General features: G+C 69.9%; 26 protein-coding genes. All 26 read left to right on the top strand.

Annotated elements, in window-relative coordinates; translation table 11 throughout:
* Window positions 1-2: 2 nt before the first annotated feature.
* The 26 genes from ACIRJR_RS09455 to ACIRJR_RS09330 all read left to right on the top strand — a co-directional run bounded on the left by ACIRJR_RS09455 (window position 3) and on the right by ACIRJR_RS09330 (window position 18,544).
* Window positions 3-560, top strand: a complete 558-nt coding sequence (locus ACIRJR_RS09455) for a hypothetical protein (protein WP_403776247.1) — start codon at window positions 3-5, stop codon at window positions 558-560.
* On the top strand, window positions 557-1,069 hold the full coding sequence (locus ACIRJR_RS09450) for a hypothetical protein (RefSeq protein ID WP_403776244.1): 513 nt from the start codon (window positions 557-559) through the stop codon (window positions 1,067-1,069). Before ACIRJR_RS09455 ends, ACIRJR_RS09450 begins: the two co-directional genes overlap by 4 nt.
* Window positions 1,066-1,647: a hypothetical protein gene (locus ACIRJR_RS09445; RefSeq protein ID WP_403776241.1), complete on the top strand. Its 582-nt coding sequence runs from the start codon at window positions 1,066-1,068 to the stop codon at window positions 1,645-1,647. The genes ACIRJR_RS09450 and ACIRJR_RS09445 overlap by 4 nt, the downstream gene beginning before the upstream one ends.
* A gap of 102 nt (window positions 1,648-1,749) precedes the next feature.
* Window positions 1,750-1,944 (top strand): hypothetical protein, encoded by a 195-nt coding sequence (locus tag ACIRJR_RS09440; protein WP_403776238.1) that lies wholly within the window; start codon window positions 1,750-1,752, stop codon window positions 1,942-1,944.
* Window positions 1,945-2,022: 78 nt separating this feature from the next.
* Window positions 2,023-2,166, top strand: a complete 144-nt coding sequence (locus ACIRJR_RS09435) for a hypothetical protein (protein ID WP_403776236.1) — start codon at window positions 2,023-2,025, stop codon at window positions 2,164-2,166.
* Between the two features lie 8 nt (window positions 2,167-2,174).
* Window positions 2,175-2,471 (top strand): hypothetical protein, encoded by a 297-nt coding sequence (locus ACIRJR_RS09430; protein ID WP_403776233.1) that lies wholly within the window; start codon window positions 2,175-2,177, stop codon window positions 2,469-2,471.
* Window positions 2,472-2,680: 209 nt separating this feature from the next.
* Window positions 2,681-2,926 (top strand): MerR family transcriptional regulator, encoded by a 246-nt coding sequence (locus tag ACIRJR_RS09425; protein ID WP_403776230.1) that lies wholly within the window; start codon window positions 2,681-2,683, stop codon window positions 2,924-2,926.
* An 18-nt stretch (window positions 2,927-2,944) separates the two neighbouring features.
* Window positions 2,945-3,184 carry a hypothetical protein gene (locus ACIRJR_RS09420; RefSeq protein WP_403776227.1) on the top strand — a complete coding sequence of 80 codons (240 nt, stop codon included), beginning with the start codon at window positions 2,945-2,947 and terminating at the stop codon, window positions 3,182-3,184.
* Window positions 3,185-3,388: 204 nt separating this feature from the next.
* Window positions 3,389-3,613, top strand: coding sequence for an HNH endonuclease (locus ACIRJR_RS09415; RefSeq protein WP_403776224.1), 225 nt, complete (start codon window positions 3,389-3,391; stop codon window positions 3,611-3,613).
* 29 nt (window positions 3,614-3,642) lie between these two features.
* Window positions 3,643-3,858 (top strand): hypothetical protein, encoded by a 216-nt coding sequence (locus tag ACIRJR_RS09410; protein ID WP_403776221.1) that lies wholly within the window; start codon window positions 3,643-3,645, stop codon window positions 3,856-3,858.
* Window positions 3,859-3,993: 135 nt separating this feature from the next.
* Complete coding sequence (locus tag ACIRJR_RS09405; RefSeq protein ID WP_403776218.1) at window positions 3,994-4,476, top strand: phage terminase small subunit P27 family; 483 nt, start codon at window positions 3,994-3,996, stop codon at window positions 4,474-4,476.
* Complete coding sequence (locus ACIRJR_RS09400) at window positions 4,445-6,226, top strand: terminase large subunit (RefSeq protein ID WP_403776215.1); 1,782 nt, start codon at window positions 4,445-4,447, stop codon at window positions 6,224-6,226. The genes ACIRJR_RS09405 and ACIRJR_RS09400 overlap by 32 nt, the downstream gene beginning before the upstream one ends.
* Before the next feature lie 15 nt (window positions 6,227-6,241).
* Complete coding sequence (locus ACIRJR_RS09395; protein WP_403776212.1) at window positions 6,242-7,582, top strand: phage portal protein; 1,341 nt, start codon at window positions 6,242-6,244, stop codon at window positions 7,580-7,582.
* Complete coding sequence (locus tag ACIRJR_RS09390) at window positions 7,579-8,277, top strand: hypothetical protein (RefSeq protein ID WP_403776209.1); 699 nt, start codon at window positions 7,579-7,581, stop codon at window positions 8,275-8,277. The genes ACIRJR_RS09395 and ACIRJR_RS09390 overlap by 4 nt, the downstream gene beginning before the upstream one ends.
* Window positions 8,278-8,279: 2 nt before the next feature.
* On the top strand, window positions 8,280-8,555 hold the full coding sequence (locus ACIRJR_RS09385) for a hypothetical protein (RefSeq protein ID WP_403776206.1): 276 nt from the start codon (window positions 8,280-8,282) through the stop codon (window positions 8,553-8,555).
* A gap of 2 nt (window positions 8,556-8,557) precedes the next feature.
* Window positions 8,558-9,385: an HK97 family phage prohead protease gene (locus tag ACIRJR_RS09380; protein ID WP_403776203.1), complete on the top strand. Its 828-nt coding sequence runs from the start codon at window positions 8,558-8,560 to the stop codon at window positions 9,383-9,385.
* Entirely contained in the window at window positions 9,382-10,668 is a 1,287-nt protein-coding gene (locus ACIRJR_RS09375) for a phage major capsid protein (protein WP_403776200.1), read from the top strand. Before ACIRJR_RS09380 ends, ACIRJR_RS09375 begins: the two co-directional genes overlap by 4 nt.
* A 2-nt stretch (window positions 10,669-10,670) precedes the next feature.
* Window positions 10,671-11,021: a hypothetical protein gene (locus ACIRJR_RS09370; RefSeq protein ID WP_403776197.1), complete on the top strand. Its 351-nt coding sequence runs from the start codon at window positions 10,671-10,673 to the stop codon at window positions 11,019-11,021.
* On the top strand, window positions 11,008-11,553 hold the full coding sequence (locus ACIRJR_RS09365; RefSeq protein WP_403776194.1) for a mobile element protein: 546 nt from the start codon (window positions 11,008-11,010) through the stop codon (window positions 11,551-11,553). Before ACIRJR_RS09370 ends, ACIRJR_RS09365 begins: the two co-directional genes overlap by 14 nt.
* Entirely contained in the window at window positions 11,550-11,894 is a 345-nt protein-coding gene (locus ACIRJR_RS09360; RefSeq protein ID WP_403776191.1) for a hypothetical protein, read from the top strand. The genes ACIRJR_RS09365 and ACIRJR_RS09360 overlap by 4 nt, the downstream gene beginning before the upstream one ends.
* Window positions 11,894-12,208 (top strand): hypothetical protein, encoded by a 315-nt coding sequence (locus ACIRJR_RS09355; protein ID WP_403776188.1) that lies wholly within the window; start codon window positions 11,894-11,896, stop codon window positions 12,206-12,208. The genes ACIRJR_RS09360 and ACIRJR_RS09355 overlap by 1 nt, the downstream gene beginning before the upstream one ends.
* Window positions 12,208-12,597 carry a hypothetical protein gene (locus ACIRJR_RS09350; protein WP_403776185.1) on the top strand — a complete coding sequence of 130 codons (390 nt, stop codon included), beginning with the start codon at window positions 12,208-12,210 and terminating at the stop codon, window positions 12,595-12,597. Before ACIRJR_RS09355 ends, ACIRJR_RS09350 begins: the two co-directional genes overlap by 1 nt.
* A gap of 62 nt (window positions 12,598-12,659) precedes the next feature.
* Complete coding sequence (locus ACIRJR_RS09345) at window positions 12,660-13,325, top strand: phage tail protein (RefSeq protein WP_403776182.1); 666 nt, start codon at window positions 12,660-12,662, stop codon at window positions 13,323-13,325.
* 110 nt (window positions 13,326-13,435) lie between these two features.
* Window positions 13,436-13,756, top strand: a complete 321-nt coding sequence (locus tag ACIRJR_RS09340; protein ID WP_403776179.1) for a hypothetical protein — start codon at window positions 13,436-13,438, stop codon at window positions 13,754-13,756.
* Between the two features lie 227 nt (window positions 13,757-13,983).
* The gene (locus ACIRJR_RS09335; RefSeq protein WP_403776176.1) at window positions 13,984-14,178 is read left to right on the top strand and encodes a hypothetical protein; all 195 of its coding nucleotides are present in this window, start codon (window positions 13,984-13,986) and stop codon (window positions 14,176-14,178) included.
* Between the two features lie 46 nt (window positions 14,179-14,224).
* Window positions 14,225-18,544, top strand: coding sequence for a phage tail tape measure protein (locus ACIRJR_RS09330; protein ID WP_403776173.1), 4,320 nt, complete (start codon window positions 14,225-14,227; stop codon window positions 18,542-18,544).
* Window positions 18,545-18,548: the final 4 nt, after the last annotated feature.

Here is an 18,548-nt window from a genome sequence, read left to right as displayed (position 1 = left end):
CCATGACAGACCGTCCGATCATCCCGACCCGGATCATCCCGGCCGGCGCACCCCTGCCCGACCGCGGCCCGCTCCCCGGTGAACTCCCGCCCTGGTGGAAACCGCCCACCCCACCGGTGCCGCCCCCGGCCGCCACACCACCGCCCGCACCCGCCCCTGCTCCGCTGCCCGTCCCGGTGCCGCAGGTGCACGTTCACCTCGTCGCCCCGTACTACGAGGCGCCCGAGCCCACCCGCCGGGAGCGCCTGTGGGCATGGGTGCGCACCATCGGCCGGCCCTGGCAGGTCTGCGGCGCGCTGTTTCTGGCCTTCCTCCCCATCGTCGGCGGGGACAGCGTCGCCACGCTCTGGGCCTCTGTCGTCACCGAGGCCCGCGCCGAGGGCGGCCAGAGCGCCGGCTACGCCCTCGCGCTGACCCCGCTCGCCATCGCCGTCATCCGCATCACCACCGACGGCGGCACCCTCAAGCGCCTGCTGCTCCTCGCCATCAGCCTCGTCGGCCTGGCCGGCGCCATCGACCTCTACGACCCCGTCACCTGGATCACCGGAGTACGCCCGTGAACACCACTCAAACCATTGGCGCCAGCCTCGCCGGATGCACGATCGCCATCGTCATCCTCCTGTTCACCCTCCGGACCTGGTGGACCGGCGGCCGAGCCCTGAAAGACCTGGTCATCCCCGTACAGGGCTTCCTCACCGGAGGCCTCGCCACCATCTGCGTCGGAGGCCTCGCAGGCTGGCTGTCCGGCTGCGCCGTCCAGGTCGTGAGCGGCGCCGGCGGCACCGCCATCAGCAGCACCACCGGCACGGACGCGGGCGCGCCCATCGCCACCGGATCCCTCGGCCGGCTCACCGAGGAGGGCGGCGTCGTCACCTTCGTCGTGTTCCTCGCGCTGATCGCCTCGTACAAGGCGGCGCCGAAGGCCGACAAGGGACGACTCCTCGGCTGCCTCGCCGCCGGAATGGTCCTCTGCGTCACCGCCGGAATCGCCGGAGCCCTCGACGGCCTGCCCGGCCTCATCAACGAAGCCGGCAGCGCCGCGCGCGGGCTGCTGGAGAGGCAGCTGTGACCGACACTCAGCCTCAGCCTGGCACCGCGGCGCAGCGCCAGGCACGCACCCTCACCGCCGGAAACCGGCTCCTCGTCCAGCGCCTCGCCGGGCGGGCCACCGCCTGGGTACGCGCCGGACGCCGCGAAGACCTCGAGGGCATCGCCGCCGCGCTCGGCCCGATCGTGCGCACCGCCGTCCTCGCCGCCGGCCTGTACGTCGGATGGCGCGTCATCCGGCACTGGCCCGCACTCCTCTGGGCCCTCGTCCCCCTGTGGATCTGGGCCGCCGTCCGCGCCATCCCCGACGAGGCCCCCGACGCAGCCGAGGTCAGCACCGAGCAGCGCGAGCAGCTCCACGCCCTCATCCGCGACCTCGTCGGCGACCGCCCCGGCGTCCACCTCTCCACCCTCCTGGACCACCTCCAGAAGCACGGCCAGGGGGAGGGCTGGACGGTGGCCATCCTGCGCACCCGTCTGCCGCTCCTCGGAGTGCCCGTCAGACGGTCCGTGAAGGTGGCCCGCCGGGTGGCGTACGGGGTGCACCGTGACGACCTCCCGCAGGCCTTCCCAGCCGAGGGCGAGCAGCAGGCCGCGTAACCGTCTACCACCCCGGTCTACCTGCGGATCTACCACCGCAGCGACCCCGATCTACCGGCCCATCTACCGCCGATCTACCCCACGTTCGAGGAGAGCTGACCCATGGACGCCAACGAGATCGACCGCCGTATGGCAGAGGCCGCGCAGGCCGAGGAGCACGGCCAGTACGACCAGGCGACCCACCTCTACGACCGCCTCGGCAAGGACGTTCGGGCCCAGTGCGGGCGCTTCGACACCCGGGCGATCGACGCCTTCGAGGGCATGGCCCGCTCCATCCACAAGAGCACCCGCGCATAGCCCCCGGGGTGGCCGCATCACTGCCAGGCGACCGGCCGCCCCGGGCCCCATCCCCATCACAGAGACAGGACCCGCATCATGGCACTCCGCAAGACCATGCCGACCCGCGATCCCGAGCGCGCCGCAGCCGAGCCCCAGCACTCCCGCGGCTACTCCGCCAGCCGCGGCGGACACGTGGAGGCCCCGCCCAAGCCGGTGCCCGGTGCCTCGAAGAAGGGATGATGGCCGCTATGGACACTCAGGACGACACCTTCGCCGCCATCATCGACCGCGACCAGTCTGAGGAATGCCGGGCCCACCCCGGCGTTGTCCTCCCTGCGGCCCACGGGATGTCATTCGAGACCCCTGACGGGAACCACTTGGTTCAGCTCGACAGCATTGGCATGCTGCCTATCCCGGAGCAAGGGGAGACGATCGTGCTCCACGACCAGCCCGTGATCGTGGACCGCATCGAGACCGCGTATACCCGCCTCGAGACCGGACGCCCGCAGATCTACACCCAAGTCGTCGTTATCCCCGTCCAGTAGCGGTGTCAGTGCTGCGCCATACGGTCTGAGACGTCCAGGTGCTCGCTTGCTACTCGGACCCGCGCCCCCGCCCGGAGCTTCCCGGACGGGGGCGCACCGCGTCCCGCTGGACAAGATCGCCACTTAGCGCGACACTCGTGCCAGCACCACACGTATGTCCGAGCCCCCGCCCACCGGCAGGGGCTCTTCGCGTTCCCGGACGGAGGCCCATGGACACCGACCTCCTCACCACCGCCCAGGCCGCCGCCCACGCCGACCGGGCACGCCAACTCCTCAGCGCTGGCGCCGCCCACGTCCGCCCCACCACCATCCGCGACTGGGCCAGCCGCGGCCGCCTCGAGCGGGCAGGACTCACCGAGGCCGGCCACCCGCTCTACCGCCTCGCCGACGTCGCCCGCGCCGAGCTCGCCACCCGCAGCCGCGCCCTACGCCTGGTCGGCATGCCCGAGACCTGACCCCTTGGAGGCTCACCCATGGCCGAACTCACCACCGCAAACGTCGTCCTACACACTCTGCGCCTCACCCCCGAGGAGCTGCGAGCCCTGCGGAAGGCCGCGAAGGCCGCCTTGGGCGCCTACCTGGACGCTCCGGAGGCCGAAAGGGCAACCTGGCAGACGTTCATCGACCTCGGGAAGCCCAAGACCCGGGGCCGCACGGGGTTCGTGGAGCAGCACTCCAACCCCCAGTTGATCGGTACTACCCCAGGCCCTTGACCCAACCCCACCTCACCCCCCTGGGAGGCCCCCACCATGCCCTCCCGGCCCCCCACCCGATGCCCCGAGCCTGGGTGCTATGCCCTGGTGCCCAAGGGGCGCTGTGAGGATCATCAGCGCATCCCATGGGCAGGCAGGGACGACAAGCAAGCGCGGTACGGGATCAGCTCAGGCAGATGGCGCACGCTGAAGAGGCGCGTGACCATGCGCGACAACGGATGCTGCTACCGATGCGGCATCGAGCAGCCCGACCTCGACGACGATCCGGACAGCGAGCATCAACACCAGCTCGACCACGTCACGCCCATCGCTGAGGGCGGAGCAGCCGAAGACCTCGACAACCTCGGGCTCATCTGCGAGCCGTGCCACCTCGTCAAGAGCAAGGCGGAGGCTGCGAGGGCCAACAGAGCACGTCGCAAGGCCCGCTGAGCCCTCTCAGAGCCACTTGGAGGCCCCAAATGCCCGCTGAGATCACCAGCCCGGTCCGTCTGAGCGTCGAAATCGACAGCCAGGACCTCTCAGCAGACGTCGGAGCGATCACCGTGGACGTTCACGGCGGCCTCGTGGCCATGCCGGACGTCCGCGCAGCCCTCGCCGACCTGCTGACCAGGGTCGCCGCCAGTCTCGATGTCGATCAGTCCGATTTCGCCCTGGCGGCCCCCTCCCAGGGGTAGGGGAGTCCAGATTTCCAGGATTTTTTTCTGGGGGCCCGGCGCCGTCAGCTCGGCACATACACGCTCAGAATTGTGAAACCAAAACTGGGGAAATGACGGAGCGTCACCAGTGATTGGGCAGGTCAGGAGGTAGGCATGGGACGCACCGAGCGGCCTGCAGCGCTCAAGTTGCTGACCGGTAGGGGCGAGGGGCGCGACTCCGGCGGCCGTACGATCAAGCCCCCGCCGGCCTTCCGGCGCATCCCTCCGAAGCCCCCGACGTGGCTCTCCCGGGAGGCCGCCGCCGAGTGGCGCCGCATCGTCCCCGGCCTGCAGCGCCTGGACCTCCTGAAGGAGGAGGACCGGGCGATGCTCGCCGCCCACTGCGAGACCTGGTCCATCTTCGTGTCCGCGACCCGTGAGGTGACCCTGACCGGGCTGACCGTCCAGCAGATCACCACCCGGCCCGACGGATCGTCCACCGAAAAGACGGTGCCCAACCCGTCCGTGGCGATCGCGCGGAACGCCGGCCGCGAGCTCCGCGGGTTCGCCGCCCAGTTCGGCCTCTCCCCCTCGTCAGAGCAGGCCCTGGCGAGAGGGGCCGACGATGGCAACGAGGACGACAACCCGTTCGCGTAGGAAGGCCGCCGAGCAGGACGAGGCGGCCCCGGTCCCCGGCGCGTTCCTGGACGATGCCGAGCTGGAGCGCCTCAAGCTCTCCCCAGAGGTCGGGTGGTACCTCGTCTCCCGGGGCATCGCTCTCCCGGACTGCCCGCCGCTGATCAAGACCCCGGAGCCCCGGGACGTCCCCGGCGCACGGTTCGACCCCGAACGCGTCGACAAGGTCATCAAGTCGTTCTCCCTGCTGCGCCACACCCAGGGACAGTGGGCCGGGCGCCCGCTGATCCCGGACCCGTGGCAGGTCGCATGGATCTTGGCCCCCGTCTTCGGGTGGGTCCACTGGGACGACGACGCCGACATGTACGTCCGGATCATCTCCGAGCTGTACGTCGACGTGCCCCGCAAGAACGGCAAGAGCACCTTGTCCGGCGGCATCGCTGTCTACATGACGTGCGCGGACGGCGAGCCCGGCGCCCAGGTTGTTGCCGCGGCCACCACCAAGGCGCAGGCCGGTTTCGTCTTCACGCCGATCAAGCAGCTCGCCGAGCGAGCCCCGGCACTGAAGGGCCACGTCAAGGCCTACCAGGGCAAGATCATCCACCCGAAGAGCGGCAGCTACTTCGAGGTGATCGCGAACGCGGCGGACGCCCAGCACGGAGCGAACCTCCACGCCGGCATCATCGACGAACTGCACGTCTACAAGAGCCCGGACCTGGTGGAGGTCATCGAGTCCGGAACCGGCTCGAGGCGTCAGCCCTTGATCGTCATGATCACGACGGCGGACTCCGGGAAGCCCGAGACGATCTACGCCCGCAAGCGCACCCGCATCGAGCAGCTGGCGCGCGGGGTCCTCGAGGACCCGTCGGTGTACGGCGTGATCTTCGCTGTGCCGAAGGACGCCGACCCTTTCGTCGAAGAGACCTGGCGGGCAGCCAACCCGGGATTCGGGATCAGCCCGACCCGGGCGTACCTGGCCCGCAAGGCGCGCGGTGCTCAGCAGTCGCCGGCCGACCTGGCTGCCTTTCAGCGCCTGCACCTGGGGATCCGCACCAAGCAGGTCACCAAGTTCCTGGACCTGGACGCCTGGCGTACCAATCAGGCCCTGGTCGACGAGGTGAAGCTCCGCGGCCGCGAAGCGTACGGCGGCCTGGACCTCGGCAGCGTCTCCGACCTCAACGCGCTGGCGTGGCTGTTCCCCGACGACACCGACGGCAGCCTCGACCTCGTGTTGCGGTTCTGGACACCGGAGGACAACCTCGCCTCCCTGGACAAGCGGACTGCCGACGCCGCGTCCCGGTGGGTGAAGGAGGGGTGGCTGCGCACCACCCCGGGCAACGTCACCGACTACAACGTGATCGGCGCCGCCATCCGTAAGGACCTGGACTCATTCGAGGTGAAGGCCCTCGGATTCGACCGGTGGGGCAGTACCTCGCTGACGAACGACCTCGAGGGCGAACGCGCACCGATGGTCGGCGTGGGCCAGGGCTACAAGACGATGTCGCCCGCGCTCAAGGCGATCAAGCGGCTGCTGCTCCTCGGCGCGAAAGGCCCGCCGATGCTGCGCCACGACGGCAACCCCGTCATGACGTGGATGGTCGACAACCTTGCCGTCGCCATGGACACCGCGGGAAATGTGAAGCCGGACAAGGCATCGGCCGCCGACAAGATCGACGGGATCAGCGCCCTGTGTGACGCCATATCCGAGGTCCTGGCCCGGCCGCCCAGGCGCACGTCCGCGTACGAGGACAGCGACTTCGAAGTGATCTGAGAGAGGAGACGGCGTATGCCCTGGTGGCGTCGCAGCAAGGGGGCCTCCGGTCAGGTCATCGACCAGTCCGGCGCCCTCGTCCCCGTGAAGAGCGAGCAGTTCGACGACCTGGCCGAGCTCGGCCGGTACGTCACCGAGAACGGGATCCGGGTCGTCGACCCCGGCGTCCCGCTGTCCAACTACGCCGGCACCGGCGCCGCACTGAACGTGTGGGAGACCCAGCCCAGCGTCAGGAAGGTCACGGACTACATCGCCCGGGCCCTGTGCACGATTCCCTGGCAGGTCTACGAACGGGTCTCGGACACCGACCGGCGCAGGGTCACCGATCACCCCCTGGCCCTGCTCCTGTCGAACCCGGCCCCGTCCGTCCCGCCGTCCCGCCTCTGGCACTCCGTGATCCTGGACTGGCTGATCCACGACCGGTGGTGCGTGCAGGTCCTGCCGAACGCAGACACCCCGTCCGGGTGGGAGCTCCGCCGCAAACCGGCACGGCGCATGCACATCCTGGCGGACGACGACGACCAGCCCGCAGCCCTCTATCTGATCTCCTCGCGCGGCCCCGCGGAGGTGGTGACGCTGCCCGCCCGGTACCTGTTCGACCACGGCTACGCCACGGTCGGGGCGGACGGCACCAGCCCGATGGAGACGATGCAGCAGATCCTCGCCGAGCAGGCCGAGGCAGTCGCCTGGCGCCGCTCGGTGTGGAAGAACGGGGCCAGGGTGCCCACCGTCATCGAGCGGCCGGCGGACGCACCGGGCTGGTCAGCCGCCGCGAAGGCCAGGTTCCAGGCGGCGTTCAACGCGTTCATCGGCCGCGGCTCCTCGGCCGGCGGAACGCCGATCCTCGAGGACGGGATGACGCTCAAGACCGTCACGGCGTTCAACCCGCAGGAGACCCAGGACATCGAGGGCCGCAAGCTCACCGACGCAGAGGTCGCATCGAGCTACCACATCCCTCCCGAGTTGGTCGGTGCCCGCGAAGGGACGTTCTCCAACGTGGACGCGTTCCGCCAGATGCTCTACACCCACTCGGTGGGCCCGGACATCACGATGCTGCAGGACGTCCTCAACACCATGCTGGTGCCGATCCTGGCCCCCGGCTCGAACCTGTACATCGAAGCCAACGTCGAATCGAAGCTCCGCGGCTCGTTCACGGAGCAGGCAACGCTCCTGCAGACCGCCGTTGGCGCTCCGTACATGCTGCGCTCCGAGGCTCGGGCCGTGCAGAACCTTCCGCACGTCGACGGCACGGACGAGCTGATCACCCCGCTCAACGTGGTGGTCGGCGGCCTGGCATCCCCGACGGACACCGCCCCACCGCCCGCCCTCCCAAAAGGGCAGGGCCGCCCGGCATGAAGGCAGGGCGGCCGGAGGACCTGGCCACGTTCGAGACGGAACGCGACGCCTACACCGAGGCGCTCACAGCATGGGCGCAGCGTCAGGCGGACGGACTGCTGTCCGCGGCTGATGCGAAAGCGGACGGGCCGCCGGACTTCTACGACCTGTGGGACGCGTCGTCCCCGGAGCGTCAGCAGCAGCTCGCCGCCCTCATGGCCGGGTACGGGTTCCGGCTCGCACAGATCGGCGCGTGGGACGTCCTCGGGGTGTGGAACCCGGAGGCGGACGGCTGGGACCCGGTCGTGATGGAGGCGTGGCTGGCCAAGGCTGCCGAGTCGCACGCCGTGCAGTACGAGCAGGCGGCGTTCACCGCGGCGACGTCCGCCGTCGCCAATGAGGGTGACTGGCGCGACAACCTCCGCACAGGCCTGGCGTCATGGGTCACGGCCGCTGCGGTGCGTGCGGTCACCTCGTCCACCGAGGCCCGCAGCTTCGGCGGCCACGACGCGGCCGGCGCCTCCGGACTGACCCACAAGGTGTGGCGCACCGGGGGCAAGAACCCGCGCGCCTCGCACGTGCGCCTGGGCGGCGACTCCGTGGAGCTCGGCCGCGTATTCGACAACGGGCTGCGCTGGCCCGGCGACGCGAACGGCGACGCGGCCGAGACCGCGAACTGCAACTGCCGACTCGACTACTCACGAGAGGGGGGCTGACCGTGAAGCCCACCGTTGGCCGCATCGTCCACTACGTCAGCTACGGCACCCCCGGCGGCGAGTACTCCTCGCAGTGCCGGGCCGCCATCGTCGCGGGCGTTCCCGAAGGGGCCCTGCCCGCCGCGGACACCGAGCATGCCCAGGAGTGGGAGAGCGACGCCATCGTCCTGGACCTGGCCGTACTCAACCCAGGCGGCATGTTCTTCAACCGCTGCCCGCAGTCCGAGCCGATCCACCGCGGCGGTACGTGGCACTGGCCCGAGCGAGAGGGGATCTGACCGTGCCCCGTACCAAGGAATGCACGGCGAAGATCAAGGCTGTCGGCCCCGCCGACGGGCTCGCCGAGGGCGAGTTCATCGCGATCGTCTCCGTCTTCGGTAACGAGGACTCCATGGGCGACGTCATCCGTTACGGGGCGTTCGGCCAGGTCCTTGCCGAGTGGAAGGCCTCCGGCGACCCGATCCCCGTCGTCTGGGCCCACAAGTGGGGCGATCCGTTCGCGCACATCGGCATCGTGGTGGAGTCCGAGGAGATCCCCGAGGGCCTGAAGGTCCGCGGCCGGATCGAGGACATGGACACCAACCCGACCGCCCGGCATGTGCACGGTCTACTCAAGGGCCGCCGCATCAAACAGTTCTCGTTCGCCTACGAGGTAGGAGAGGGCGGGTGGGTGGAGACCGACGACACGGTCAACCACCCGTGGGGCGAGTACTACGAGATCAAGCGGTTCAGCTCGCTGTTCGAGGTGGGGCCGTGTCTGGTAGGTGCGAACCAGCAGACGCAGCTGCTCGCCGCGAAGGCCGCCGATCTCGCCCACACCGCGAAGGCCGGCCGTGTGCTCAGCCAGTCCAATTACGACGCGTTGGCGTCGGCACACGCCTCGATCGGCGATGTCCTCGCCGCAGCCACACCGGAGAAGAACCGGACCCAGACTTCCCCGCCCGCACCCGCGGCCGGGGCCACACCCGAGCAGGAGACCGGCCAGCAGCCGCCCGAGGAGACCGCCGCCGCCGAACAGGCCGCCGCGAAGGCTCCCGCGCTCACGCCCGCCCAGGTATCCGCATGGGTCACCACGCAGGAACTGATGACCATGAGGAGCACAGGATGACGCTGCGCGAGAAGCTGCAGGCGCTGCTGAAGGAAGCGGCGGACATCGTCGCCAAGTCGCAGGAGGGCGAGGGCCGGGACTTCACCGAGGACGAGGTGGCCCGGATCAACGAGATCAAGTCCGAGTCGGACGACGTCGCCGCGAAGGTGAAGGCCGCCGACGACGCCCAGGCCGCGGCCGCCGCGATGGCGGGCAAGGCCGCCGAGCGGCCCGGGCCGAAGCTGTCCGGCGTGAAGGACCGCCAGGAGGACGGCGACGTCCTCACCCTCGGCGGCCGGTTCGTGAAGTCGGGCCTCTACGCCGAGTTCCGCAAGCAGCACCCGTCCGGCCTGGGCGAGGGCTCGGCGGTCGACATCGGCCGGACCCGCGTCGGTTCGCTCAAGGAGTGGATGGCCGGCCGCAAGGCAACCGCCGCCCCGCTGCAGGTCGCTCTCGGCCACGTCGCCCCGATCCGCATGCCGATGGTCGACCAGGTCGACCGCGACAACCTGAGCATCCTCGACCTGGTCAGCCGCGGTGAGTCGTCCGGCCCGTTCGAGTACCTGCAGGTGACCGGGGTGACCCGCAACGCGGCCGTCGTCCAGGATGAGATCCTGCCCGGCGACGCGTCCACCGCGCTCAAGCCGACGTCGACCATCACGACGGAGCTCGCTGACGCCAAGCCGTACACGTACGCGGATGGCTACGACGTCACCAACGCCCTGCTGTCCAACGCCCCGGCGCTGGCGACGTACATGAACAACGAGCTGGAGTACTCGCTGGACTCCGTCGTCGAGGACAAGCTCCTCAACGGCTCCGGCACCGGCGGCCAGCCCAAGGGCATCCTCAACACCACCGGCGTGCAGGAGCTCACCTACACCCCGGGCGCGGACGCCATGGCGCAGGTCAAGGCCATCCGCCAGGCGATCACGAAGATCACCACACTGCCCGGCGGGAACGTCACCGCGGCCCTCATGTCGCCCGAGGACGACGAGGCGTGGGACCTCCTGCAGGACGCGAATGACCGGTTCTTCGGGCAGGGCCCGTTCGGCCAGGGGCCCAACACGTCCTGGGGCCGCGCCCGCGCGCTGTCGCAGCGCCTCGCCCCGGGAACGGTGATCCTCGGCGACTGGCGGCAGGTCGCCCTCCTGGACGTGGAAGGGCTCTCCGTCCTGGCGTTCAACCAGCACAAGGACTACGCGCAGCGGAACCTCGTCTACGTGCGGGCCGAGCTGCGCGCCATGCAGGTCATCTGGAAGCCGAACCGGCTGATCGTCATCAAGCCGGCCGAAGAGGAGGGCTGATCATGCCGCAGCACAAGATGGTCACCATCGACGGTATCCGGGTGCGGTCGGACGAGGCGGCCCGCTACCGGGCGCGTACGGCCCCGCCCGCGGGCGGGCAGGCGCCCCCGCTCACGGCCGCGCAGGCGGACCCCCGCACGCAGGAGGAGCAGGACCCGGACGCGTTCGACCCGGCAGAGCACACCGTGCTGCAGGTCATCGCGCACCTGGCCGAGGCGGACGAGGCGGAGACCGCCCGGGTCCTGGACGCCGAGGCCACGGGCGAGCAGCGCAAGGGCCTGCTGGAGCGCCGCGAGGAGTTCCTGATCGAGGCCCGGCAGCGAGAGTCTGGCGGTCCCGGTGGCGGGGCCTGAGCCCTACCTCGCAGACCCGGCCGACCTCGCCTCGTTCCTGAACCTCCCGGCCGATGATCTGCGGCTGCTGGCCGCGCTGCGGGCCGCCACCCGGCGCTTCCGCGGCGCGGTCCGCCACCCGGTCTCCCTGGTCACCGACGACACGGTGTTCCTGGACGGGACGGGGCGGGCGGTGCTGCAGTTGCCGGCCGCCCCGGTCGTCCGGCTCGGCGAGGTCCTGGTGGACGACGTCGTGGTGGAACGGGTGCGGGCCAAGCGCCGCTCGGGTGTGCTCCTGCACCCGGGCGGGTGCTGGCCGGACTGGTCGGAGATCGCGGTCACCTACGACCACGGCCACGAGGTGATCCCCGAGGAGGTGGCGGAGGCGGTCATCGACCAGGCCCGCGCGATCTACCGACTAGACCCGGCGATCCAGCAGATCACCACCGGCACCGAGTCCGTGTCGTTCGCGGCAACGGCCGCAGTGGGGATCACCTCGCAGTGGGCGGCCGCCGTGGAGGCGCACCGCCTGAACCGGGGGGACGACGCGTGACGGCTCCGATCGACAACCCGCTGCGGCGGGACACCGTCACCGTCATCACCCGGGTTCTGGTGGGCGAGGACGACCGCGGCCAAGACGTCTACGAGGACCAGGAGCGCGACGTCGACCACTGCAACATGCAGCCCGCCTCGAGCACCGAGGCCACCGACGACCGGGTGCAGGTCGTCACCCGGTGGCGCCTGGCCGGACCGCCGGACATGGGGCTCACGAACATGTCCCGCATCCGGTTCAAGGGCGTGCTGTACGAGGTCGACGGGGAGCCCGGACAACACGGCAGTTTCGCCGGGCTGATGGATCACACCGAGGCATTCCTGAAGGTGGTGACCGGCTGATGTCCGGTATCCGATTCGAGTTCGACCCCCGGTCCATTCCGGGGATCATGCAGTCCCAGCCGGTCCGCGCCGGACTCAAGGCCGAGGCGGACCGCATCGCCCCGGTGGCAAAGGCCATCGCCAGGAGCGAAGGCCTCGAGGAGTTCGCCGCCTCGATCGAGGTGGTGGAGGAGATCCGCCCCCGGGGCCGGCCGACCGCCGCAGTGGTCGCCGACCGCGAGGACGCCGTCGACCACGAACACGGAACCTCACAGACCCCGCGCCGCCGGATCCTTGGCCGGGCCGCTCATACCCGCATCGACGGGGTGACGTGATGTGGGCGGACATCGAACTGGCCGTGATGACCGGCATCCGCCCACACCTGCCCGGGGTGAAGGTGGCCGACGAACTCCCCGACAAACTGGAGACCCGGCTGCCGCTGGTGTGGGTGCAGGTCGCGGGCGGCGGCGACGACCGAGTCACCGACACCGCCACCGTCGACGTGCACAGCTTCGCCGCGACCCGGGCGGCGACCTGGGACCTGGCCGAGCAGACCCGGAAGGCGATGCACGCCCTGGCCGCCACCCACAACCCCGGACAGAAAGCCGTCATCGACGACGTGACGACCCAGCAGCGGCCCGCCCTCGTCCCGTACGGGAACCCGGCGCTGCGGCGCGCAGTGGCCACCTACACGGTCTCCATGCGGGAACGCGCGGCCACCTGACCCACAACCGTCCTTCGGCCCCTGGCGTCCGCCCGGGGCCACCGTCATGAAAGGGGCCAGCTATGGCCGCCGGAAACTTCACCACCATGGCGGATCTGCGCACCTCGCTGATCCGCAAGGCCTTGCGCTACGCGATCTTCGCCGCCGACACCACGGCGGACGCGGTCGAGGACCCGTTCGACATCGCGGGAATCCTGCAGACCCTGCCCGCCGGCTACGTCCCCGTGGGCTACACCACGACCGATGGCGTCACGTTCTCCGGGGACCTGTCCAACAGCGATGTGGAGTCCGGGCAGTCCTCGTCCCCGACCCGGTCGGACGTGGAGACGGATATCCAGACCGCGCAGTGGGTGCCGCAGGAGACGAATGCCGCCGCCGTGTCGCTGTACGAGAACCTGCCGCTGACCGGAGCCGGCGCCCTGCCGGCAATCGGCACGGCGGCCTGGACCTGGTCCCGCCCGCTCGTTCCGCCGACCCTCTACCGGCGTCTCATCTTCATCGCCGAGGACCTCAACAAGGTCACCGGCGAAGCGCTGTACATCGTCCGGCACTTCCCCAGCGCGCTGCGCTCGGGCCGTGAGGACGAGCAGTGGACCCGCACGGCGGAGATCTCCCGCGGCGTGACCTACCAGGCCTACGTGGACGAGGCGGCCGGCACCGATTCGCTCACGTGGATCGACGGGCCCGGCTGGCGCAGCTTCGCCCCTGAGGAGGAGGGCGGCGCCTGATGCCCTCTCCCCGCACACCGGCACCGAGGCGGCGGCCCAGGGTGAGCCCTGCCGCCTCGGTGCCACCACCGGCTCACCCACCGGCCACCCAGAGACGAGAGACCAGCACCATGAGCAAGCCCAACAAGAAGCGCTACAAGCTGTCCGAGGTCAAGGCCCAGTACACCGAGGCCGTCGGCGGCGACACCGTGGAGTTCGAGACCGACAAGGGCGACGTCCTGACCTTCCCTCACCCGCTGTTCGCGGACGACGACTGGACCGAGGCGGTCGACGGGGCGGAGACCTCGAAGGACAAGGCCCTCGCGATCCTCGGCACCGAGCAGTACGAGACCTACGCGGCCGCCGGACACGGTGACGGCGATATCGGGCTGCTGTTCCTGGCCGTGCAGCAGGACATGCAGGGGCAGATCAAGCGCCGCCCTACTCGGTAGTCGACGTCCTCGGGACCCACCCCGAGGCCGTCGAGGCGGACCTCTGCCACCACTACGCGCCGCGCGATCCCATCGCCGAGTTCTGGCAGGGCCGGATCACGCTGCGCAAACTCCGTGTCCTGGTCGAGGGCCTGCCGCCCAACGGGGCCCTGGCGCGGGCCGCGTCCAAGTCCCCGTGGGCCACCTCCGAGTACCAGTTGGCGGAGCTCCTGGACCGAACCGGCCGCATGGAGACGGATTTCCGCAACGCCAACCGGGCAGAGAAGAGCGCCCAGCAGCCCTACCCGGAGCCGATGTGGCGGCCTGGCGACCCGTCACCGAAGCAGAAGGCCAAGGCCGCACGCGCAGAAGCGCGGGACGGCCGCCAGGGATATCAGCGGATCGTCGCCCAGGTGACACCGCAATACGCAGAAACGGGGTGATCCGATGCCCCGCGCTGGCGCTGTGTGGGTTGACGTCCTGCCGAACATGTCCCGGTTCGGCCAGCAGCTGGACCGGGAGATCGGCGAGCCGGTTGCCCGCGCCACGAACAGTGCGGGGCAGGCCGGCGGCGAGTCCCTCATGGCGGGGATGAAGGGCAAGATGCTCGCCGGGGCTGCGGTCATCGGTGTGGCCACCGGCGCCGTCCTCATGAAAGGCATCGAGGAGGCCGTCGACAAGCAGAAGGCCACCGGCAAACTGCGGGCCCAGCTCGGCCTGTCCGCAGCTGACGCGAAGAAGGCCGGCGCGGCCGCCGGGAAGCTGTTCACGTCCACGGTCACGGAGTCCGTGGACGAGGGTGCGGCCGCGGTGCGGGCCACCATGGCGGCCGGGCTGGCCCCGCCGAAGGCCACGACGAAACAGCTCGCCGAGATCAGCACCAAGGTCCAGGACATGGCCACCCTCTTCGAGGTCGACCTGGGCCAGGCCGCGAACGCCGCCGGGCAGGCCGTGAAGAACGGTCTCGCGAAGAACAGCACCGAGGCCCTGGACGTCATGTACCGGGGATTCCAGACCATGGGCCCCCGCGCCGATGACCTGGCGGACACGTTCAACGAGTACTCCACGATCTTCCGGTCCCTGGGCCTGGACATGAAGACCGTCACCGGGCTGTTCTCCCAGGGCATGCAGGCAGGCGCGCGCGACACCGACGTCGTCGCCGACGCCCTGAAAGAATTCCAGATCCGCACCACCGACGGCAGTAAGGCGTCCGCCGAGGGCTTCAAGCTCCTCGGGATGAACGCCGAGAAGTCCACGGCCATGTTCGCGAAGGGCGGCGCCGGTGCGGCCGCAGGGCTGCAGACCATCCTGGACAAGCTCCGCGGGATGAAAGACCCGGTCGAGCGGAACGCGGCCTCCGTCGCACTGTTCGGCACGAAGAGCGAGGACCTCGGCAAGGCTCTCTACGCTCTGGATCCGTCCAAGGCAGTCTCTGACCTGGGCGCCGTCGGGGGCGCGGCGAAGCGGGCGGGGGACGACCTGCGGGACAACGCCGGCGCCTCGTTCGAACAGTTCAAGCGGCGCTCCCTCATGGTCGTGGGAGACGCTGCGACGAAATACCTGCTGCCGCGCCTCATGGAATTCGGCCGCTTCCTGAGCGCCGATGTCCTGCCCAAGGTGAAGGACTTCGCCGGGTGGGTCGACGCCAACGTCGTGCCCGTCATCCGGACACTCGGCGACACGTTCATGTCCGGCGCCCGGTGGGTGAAGGAGTACGGGCTCTGGTTCACCCCGCTCGCCATCGCCATCGGCGGTGTGACGCTCGCCGTGTCGGCGAACGCCATCGCCACCGGCATCACGATGGGCATCATCGGCGCCTACTCCATGGCGATCCGCGGTGTGGCCGCTGTGACTCGGGTCTGGGCGGCCGCGCAGGCCCTGTTCAACGCAGTGATGGCCCTCAACCCCATCACCTTGATCATCATCGGTGTGGTGGCCCTCGGCGCCGCCCTGGTCGTCGCGTACAAGAAATCCGAGACGTTCCGGAACATCGTCAACGGCGTCTGGTCCGGGATCAAGGCCGGGTGGGACGTCCTGTGGACTGCCATCAAACCGGGCGTGGACATGTTCATGGCCGGGCTTTCGGCGATCGGCTCGGCCGCGATGTCCATGTGGTCGGTCCTGAACCCGGTGTTCGGGTTCATCTGGACAGCCATCAAGGTCCTCGCCACCATCTACGCGGTGCTGCTGATCGGCCCCTGGATCCTCGGGTTCAAGCTGATCGGCGCGGCAGCCTCATGGCTGTGGGGCTCGGTCCTCTCCCCCGTCTTCACGTGGATCGGGGAAAAGGCCGTATGGCTGTGGGAGAACGCGATCCGGCCCGCGTGGGACGGGATCATGGGCGGGATCAAGGCCGTCGGCGCGATGGCGTCCTGGCTCTGGGCCAACGTGTTCTCGCCCACGCTGTCCTGGATCGGCGACAAGGCCGCATGGCTCTGGACGCAGAAGATCAAACCGGCCTGGCAGTTCATCCAAGTCGGGATCGGCCTGGTCGGCGCCAAGATCAAGGACCTGTGGAACACCTACGCCAAGCCAGTGTTCGGCTTCATCGGGGACAAGGCCGCCTGGCTCTGGGACAAGGCCCTGAAACCCGCGTTCGAGTCCGGGAAGAAGGGCGTTGCCACCCTCGGCGACGCCTTCGGCAAGGCCAAGGACGCCATCAAAACCGCGTGGGAAAAGCTTGAGGGGATCGCGAAAAAACCGATCCGGTTCATCATCGACAAGGTCTACAACGGTGGCATCGTCCCCGTGTGGAACAAGGTGGCCGGCGCTTTCGGGGCACCCAAGTTGAAGGAGCAGAGCCTCAAGGGGTTCGCTCGAGGCGGCGTCTTGCCGGGACAGTCGTCGTGGCACCAGGGTGATGACCAGCTGGTGCCGATGCGGCGCGGTGAGGGCGTCTACGTCTCCGAGGCGATGCGCGACCCGTACGAGCGGGCACGCCTGCACGCGGTCAACCGGGCCGCGATGCAGGGCCGGTCCCTCGCCGGGTTCCGCGGCGAGGGATTCGCCAAGGGCGGCATCTTCGACTGGGTGAAGTCGACCGCGTCCAGTGGTGTGGACCTCGCCAAGTCCGGTGTGTCCTGGCTGAAGGACGGCATCAAGGCCAGCGCCGAGGCCGGGCTGAACTCCGTCGTCAGGCCGCTGCTCGACAAGATCAGTGGCAGTGCGTCGATGTACCGGGACATGGTCACCGGCATCCCGAAGAGGATGATCAAGAACATCATCGGCTACTCGGGCAGGGCCGACTCCGAGATGGAGAAGGCCGGCATCGGCGGGAAGGGCTTCAAGGGCGCTCTGTCCTGGGCGCGCACGCAGGCCGGGAAGGCCTACCAGTGGGGCGGCAACGGCAACCCGTCCTGGGACTGCTCCGGGCTCATGTCCGCGATCGAGTCCGTGATCCGGGGCCAGAAGCCTCACCGCCGGTGGGCTACCGGCGCGTTCTCCGGCGCGACGGCCCCGCCCGGATGGGTCCTCGGCGCCAAGAGCCCGTTCATGATCGGCATCACGAATGCGGGTGTGGGCCACACCGCCGGCACCATCAACGGCGTCAACGCCGAGTCGCGCGGCGGGGATGGCGTGGTCGTCGGCTCGCGGGCCCGCAGCTACATGGACCCGCTGTTCACCCACCGGTACGGGCTGCGCGGGTTCGCCGACGGCGGGTCCCCGCGCCCCGGTGAGATCGCCTGGGTCGGCGAGAACGGCCCGGAGCTCATGGAGTTCCGGGGCGGGGAGGTCGTCTACTCCAACGCCGAGTCCATGCGCATGGCTGCTGGGCTGGGCCCGGTGCGCGGGTTCGCGAAGGGGACGGCGAAGGCCAAGAAGCCGAGCAAGATCGCCACCGACCTCGTGGGCTTCAAGGACTCCCTCACCGGGACCGCGTCGAAGATCGCGACTGCAGCGAAGAAGCTGACGACCGATCTCACCGCGGCTGGCAAGGCCGGAAAGACCATGGCGAAAGCCACGGCCGCTGCGTCGACCAAGCTGCAGAAGATGGCCGGCCAGCGTGACGCCGTGACCGCGAAGATCAAGGAGGCCAAGTCCTACGCCGCCGACAAGACCGGCGGCATGGCTGACTTCCTCGGGGTGTCCAACTTCGCGGACGTCACCTCGGTCGGCGGTCTGATCTCCGGACTGCAGGACCGGCAGGCGACCGCCCGGGGGTTCCAGGCGTCGCTCACCAAGGTGCAGAAGCGCGGCGGCTCGAAGGAGCTGATCGCCCAGCTCGCCGAGATGGGACCGGACAGCCAACTGGCAGGCCTCGTGTCCGGGGCCAACGGCGCGGACCTCAAGCAGATCAACGCGCTGGTCAAATCCGGAGGGTCCCTGTCGAAGTCCTACGGCAACGGCATGGCGGACCTGATGTTCGACGCCGGGAAGGACGCCTCCAGGGGCTTCCTGACCGGTCTGGTCGCCGAGGAGAAGTCCATTCAGAGGGCGATGGCCACGCTCGGCAACAGTGCGATCAAGGCGATCCGCAGCAAGAAGGGCATCGACGCGCACAGCCCGTCCCGCAAGGGCGCGGCCGCGGGTGCCGATGTCGGGGCCGGCGTCGTCGCCGGGATGGCCGCGATGGCCCCGGCGGTCGCCACGGCGGCCGAGCGGCTCGGTCAGTCCGCGGTGCCGGCGTCCGCGCTGGTGCCGGTCACCTCGCAGCGCTCCGGGACCGACCCGGCCGCTGCGCTGGACGGGGCGGCCGTCGCCCTGGTCCTGGACGACGGAACGACGCTGGCCGCGCACTTCGACCGCCGCGTGGACGCCAAGCTGTCGACCGCCCGCCGCACCGCGCGTGCGGGCACCAAGGGAAGGTAAGCGC

The sequence above is a fragment of the Streptomyces sp. NPDC102402 genome (assembly GCF_044765765.1).
Classification (GTDB): domain Bacteria; phylum Actinomycetota; class Actinomycetes; order Streptomycetales; family Streptomycetaceae; genus Streptomyces.
Note: the sequence above shows the minus strand (reverse complement) of the source record. Positions and strands in the feature narration are given on the sequence as shown.